Source organism: Pseudoroseomonas cervicalis ATCC 49957 (assembly GCF_000164635.1).
Taxonomy (GTDB): Bacteria; Pseudomonadota; Alphaproteobacteria; order Acetobacterales; family Acetobacteraceae; genus Pseudoroseomonas; species Pseudoroseomonas cervicalis.
On sequence record NZ_GG770778.1, the window covers coordinates 194,842 to 199,347 of the forward strand.

Consider the following 4,506-nt stretch of genomic DNA (forward strand, 5'->3'; position numbering starts at 1 on the left):
CGCGCGGCTGGCCGCCTCCGGCGTCAGCCCCGACCAGGGCTCGGCGGCGGCGATCGCCACCGGGCTGCGGGAGGACGCGGCCGAGGCGCAGCAGAGCAGCAGCGAGGCCTATGGCGCGCGGCTCGCCGCCGGCCGCGCCTCGCTGCTGAACCCGGACGGGTCGCTCACCACCTGGCTGCGCGCCGGCAACAGCTTCGGCGGCGCGCTGCGCTCGCTGCTCGACTGAACTGCCCTGGGCCGCGCCGGCCACCCCCTCCCTCCTTCCGCATGAGAGATCCGCATGGCCGAGCATATCCGCATCGGCGACATCGCGCCGCGTATCCACTACGCGGCGGATGGCGCGCAGACCGTCTTCATCTATCCCTTCCCGATCTTCGCCGAGTCCGATCTGGAGCTGCGCGTCGACGGTGTGGTGCAGGCGGCGGGCTACCAGGTCACCGGCGCCGGCGCTTCGGAGGGCGGCACGGTGGTGTTCGCGACCCCGCCCGCCGCCGGCCGCCAGGTGCTGCTGCGCCGCGTGCTGCCGATCGCGCGGCTGAGCGATTTCCAGCCCAACGGCCTGCTGCGCGCCAACACGCTGAACGACGAGCTGGACCGGCAGACCGCCATCGACCAGCAGCTGCGGCAGGAGGTGGAGGGCGCGCTGCGCGCCGATCCGGGCGACCTGCCGGCCAGCCTGGTGCTGCCGGCCAAGGCCGGCCGCGCCAACCGCGTGCTGGGCTTCGACAGCCTGGGCAATGTCACCGCCTATCCGCGCGACGGCACGCTGCAGCTGCCCTTCGGCGGCGCCATCCCGCGCAGCGTCGAGGACAAGCTGGCCGAGCGGCTGACGGCGCGCGATTTCGGCGCGGTGGGCGATGGCGTCACCGATGACGGCGTCGCGCTGCAGGCGGCGATGAACGCCGCCGCCGCCAGCGGCAAGCTGCTGGAGATCGGCGAGGGCAGCCACCGCACCACCCTGCCGCTGACCCTGCCGGGCGCCTCGCCCGGGCTGATCATGCGCGGCAGCATCGTCTATGCCGGGCCGGGCGGCGAGGTGGCGCTGACGCTGGGCGACGGCGCCGCGGTGCGCAACCAGGCCAGGCGATACCAGGGCCTGCGCGTGCTGCGCGCCAGCATTTCCGACTGGCTGGACGAGCGCGACATCGGCATCCGCCTGCGCAACCTCGATTCCTGCAAGGTGGAGATCCTCCAGGTCGAGGGCTTCACCATCGGCATCCAGACGCTGGGCGTCGAGCGCGGGGTGGAGGACAGCGACATCACGCTCGGCCGCATCGTCAACAATCGCATCGGCCTCGATGTGCGGACGCAGACGGCGGCGGGGTGGAACACCTCGGTGCGCTACTATGGCGGGCATTTCGCGCATGCCCAGTCGGTGCATCAGGACAAGGACCGCTTCGGCATCCGCTTCTCGGCCGAGCCGGGCGCCTATGTCGCGCACAACCGCCATGTCTTCTTCGGTCCCGCCTTCGAGCTGCAGTCGCGCGACCGGCCCTGCACCGGCATCCCCTTCCTGATCGAGGTGAACAGCCGCTCGGTCATGGCCTATGGCATGCGCATGGAGGGCTGCGACCCCTTCGCCGCGCGCCACACCGCCGGCGCCCAGGACCATCTCTACGAGGTCGCCTGGGCCAGCCAGGGCTACAATATCGGCATCGACTATGCGGCGACGGCGACGCGCGTGGGCTCGGTGGTGCGCGCCATGCACCAGGCGGCGGGCCACCGGGAGGCGACGCGGCTGATCGCCGCCGTGCCCAACCTCCGCGCCGCCGCGATCCGCTGGAGCGAGACCGAGACAGGCTTCGAGACGCTCGCCGCCCTGTCCACCAATGTCGCCGGCACGCCCACCAGCCTCTCCCAGTTCACCTTCCAGGCGCTGGAGAGCTACAGCCTGACCAATGACGGCGTGCTGCTGACCGGCGGGCGCGGCCTCGGCTTCGTCATCGACACCCGCGCCTGCAAGGAATTCGCGCTCGCCGCGGATGCCGACGAGCCGCGCCTCATCGTGCAGTGCTTCGGCGCGGACAAGGCGCTGCTGACCGAGCCCGTGCACGGGCCGCTGGTGCGCGCCTCCGGCATGTCGATGAGCTGGGCGGAGACGCCACGCTGGTGGCAGGGCAATGCCGACAACACCGACGCCGGCCTGACCCGGCTGCAGACGATCCGCCTCGCCGACAATGTCGGCTACGCCATCATCGGCGTGGCGCGGCTGACGCGCGACTACGAGGTGCGGGCGCTGCGGCTCTATTGCGACCCGGCGCAGAGCCCGCGCCTGGTCTATGGCCAGCCCGACCTGCCCTTCGGCCGGCGCGAGCTGCTGGCCGATGCCGCCTGGGACCCGCCGAGCATCCCGGCCGGCGGCTCGGCTCAGATCGGCGTGGCGCTGCCCGGCGTGCGCACCGGCGATTTCGTGCAGGCGGCGTTCAGCCGGCCGACCACGGGCATCGTCTTCCTGGCCAATGTCGGCGCCAGCAACCTGGTCACCGTCACCGCCTGGAACCGCCACACCGAGGCGATCGACCTGCAGGCCGGCACGGTGCGGGTGCGGGCGCTGAAGGCATGAGGCGCCCGCCCGACGTGTTGCCCGAGGCGGCGCGCGAGGAGCTGGCGGCGGCGATGCTGAAGGTGGCCGAGGATTACCGCAGCTTCGTCGCGCAGGGCCCGGCCCCGGGCACGCATGACGACGCCAAGGCCTTCGCCGCCCACCACGCCGCGGCGAAGGCGGCGCTGGCGCATCTGGAGCACCTGCTGAAGCTCGCCCGCGCCCAGGGCGCGGGCGGGGAGGACACCGCCGAGGCGGGGGCCGCCGCGCTGCTGCGCCAGGCGCGCGGCGCGCTGCGCCAGGCCGAGGAACAGGATGGGGAGGACAACGAATCCGATGGCGACGGAGGCTCCGGCTGATCTGACGGAATTCGTCTGGATCTGGAACGACGCGGCGGGGCTCTCCACCCCGCCCGTGCACCGCCGCATCCTGCGCTGGCTGGAGGCCCGGCGCATGGGCGGCGACACCCGCCTGCTGCTGATGGCCTTCCGCGGTTGCGGCAAATCCACCCTGGTCGGGCTGTACTGCGCCTGGCTGCTCAGCCGCTGGCCGGAGACGCGCATCCTGGTGCTGGCGGCCGACCACCTGCTGGCCACCAAGATGGTCGGCACGGTGCGCCGCATCGTCGAGCGGCATCCGCTTTGCCGCGCCATCCTGCCCGAGGTGCCGGAGGCCTGGGCGGTGGACCGCTTCACCGTGCGCCGCGCCCTGGCGCTGCGCGACCCGTCGATGCTGGCGGCGGGCCTCGCCGGCAACATCACCGGCGCGCGGGCCGATGTCATCATCTGCGACGATGTCGAGGTGGCGGGCAATTGCGACACCGCCGGCAAGCGCGCCGAGCTGCGCGAGCGCCTGGCCGAGACCGAGTTCATCCTGACCCCCGGCGGCACGCTGCTCTATGTCGGCACGCCGCATTGCGCGGAGAGCCTCTACCGCACGCCGGAGGAGGGGGAGCCGACGCTGGCCGGATACCGCCGCCTGGTGGTGCCGCTGCTCAACGCCGCCGGGCGCAGCGCCTGGCCGCAGCGCTTCCCGGCCGAGGATGTGGCGCGGCTGCGCGAGCGGGTCGGGCCGATCCAGTTCTCCCGCCAGATGCTGCTGCGCCCGGTGGCGGGGGCGGCGGCGCGGCTCGACCCCGGGCTGCTGATCCGCTACCGCGACGAGCTCGACTACCGCGAGGCGCATGGCCGCCCGGTGCTCGGCCTGATGGGGCGGCGCATGGTCTCGGGCGGCGGCTACTGGGACCCGGCCTATGGCCGGCCCGGCCGCGGCGATGGCAGCGTGCTGGCCATCACCTATGCCGATGGCGAGGGCAACCACTACCTGCACCGGCTGCACTACCTGACGCACGACCCCGACCAGGCCGACGACCCGGCGACCCAGCAATGCCGCCAGGTGGCGGCGCTGGCGCGGGAGTTCTGGCTGCCGGTGCTGCGGGTCGAGACCAACGGCATCGGCCGCTTCCTGCCCGCTTTGCTGCGGCGGGAGATGGCGCGCGCCGGCGCGCCCTGCGCGGTGGTCGAGCAGCACAGCCGCACGCCGAAGCAGCAGCGCATCCTGGGCGCGCTGGACCCGCTGCTGGCGGCACGCCGCCTGCACGCGCAGGAGCAGGTGTTCCGCACGCCTTTCCCGGTGGAGATGGCGGAATGGAAGCCCGACACCGCCGGCACGCGGGACGACGCGCTGGACGCGCTGGCCGGCTGCCTGGCGGCCGAGCCGGTGCGCCTGCCCGGTGCCCCCGCGCCCGCCCGCGCGCCGGGCTGGCGCGGCGCCCCGTGACCGGACAGGGCTGGCGCCGCGTGGCGATGTTCTCTTTTTGTTTGCATTTGCCGCCATGCCCCGGCTAGAACCGGGATGTCCCCGGGCGCAGTGCGCCCAGTGTCTCCCCCAGACGGCCGCCCCTCCCCCGGGGGCGGCCGTTTTGTCATGGGCCGCGCCCCCGCCCGGCCCCGCCCGCACCCCCG

At 73.6% G+C, this 4,506-nt stretch carries 3 protein-coding genes and 1 pseudogene; all 4 read left to right on the forward strand.

Going from position 1 to position 4,506, the window contains the following annotated elements; genetic code table 11:
• Window positions 1–226: pseudogene (locus HMPREF0731_RS25160) on the forward strand (hypothetical protein); the annotation flags it as partial.
• 54 nt (window positions 227–280) lie between these two features.
• A complete protein-coding gene (locus HMPREF0731_RS08250; RefSeq protein WP_007003620.1) occupies window positions 281–2,563 on the forward strand; it encodes a hydrolase in 2,283 nt (760 codons plus the stop codon).
• Window positions 2,560–2,901 (forward strand): hypothetical protein, encoded by a 342-nt coding sequence (locus HMPREF0731_RS08255; protein ID WP_007003621.1) that lies wholly within the window; start codon window positions 2,560–2,562, stop codon window positions 2,899–2,901. The genes HMPREF0731_RS08250 and HMPREF0731_RS08255 overlap by 4 nt, the downstream gene beginning before the upstream one ends.
• Window positions 2,879–4,321: a phage terminase large subunit gene (terL, locus tag HMPREF0731_RS08260; protein WP_007003622.1), complete on the forward strand. Its 1,443-nt coding sequence runs from the start codon at window positions 2,879–2,881 to the stop codon at window positions 4,319–4,321. The genes HMPREF0731_RS08255 and terL overlap by 23 nt, the downstream gene beginning before the upstream one ends.
• Window positions 4,322–4,506 lie beyond the last annotated feature (185 nt).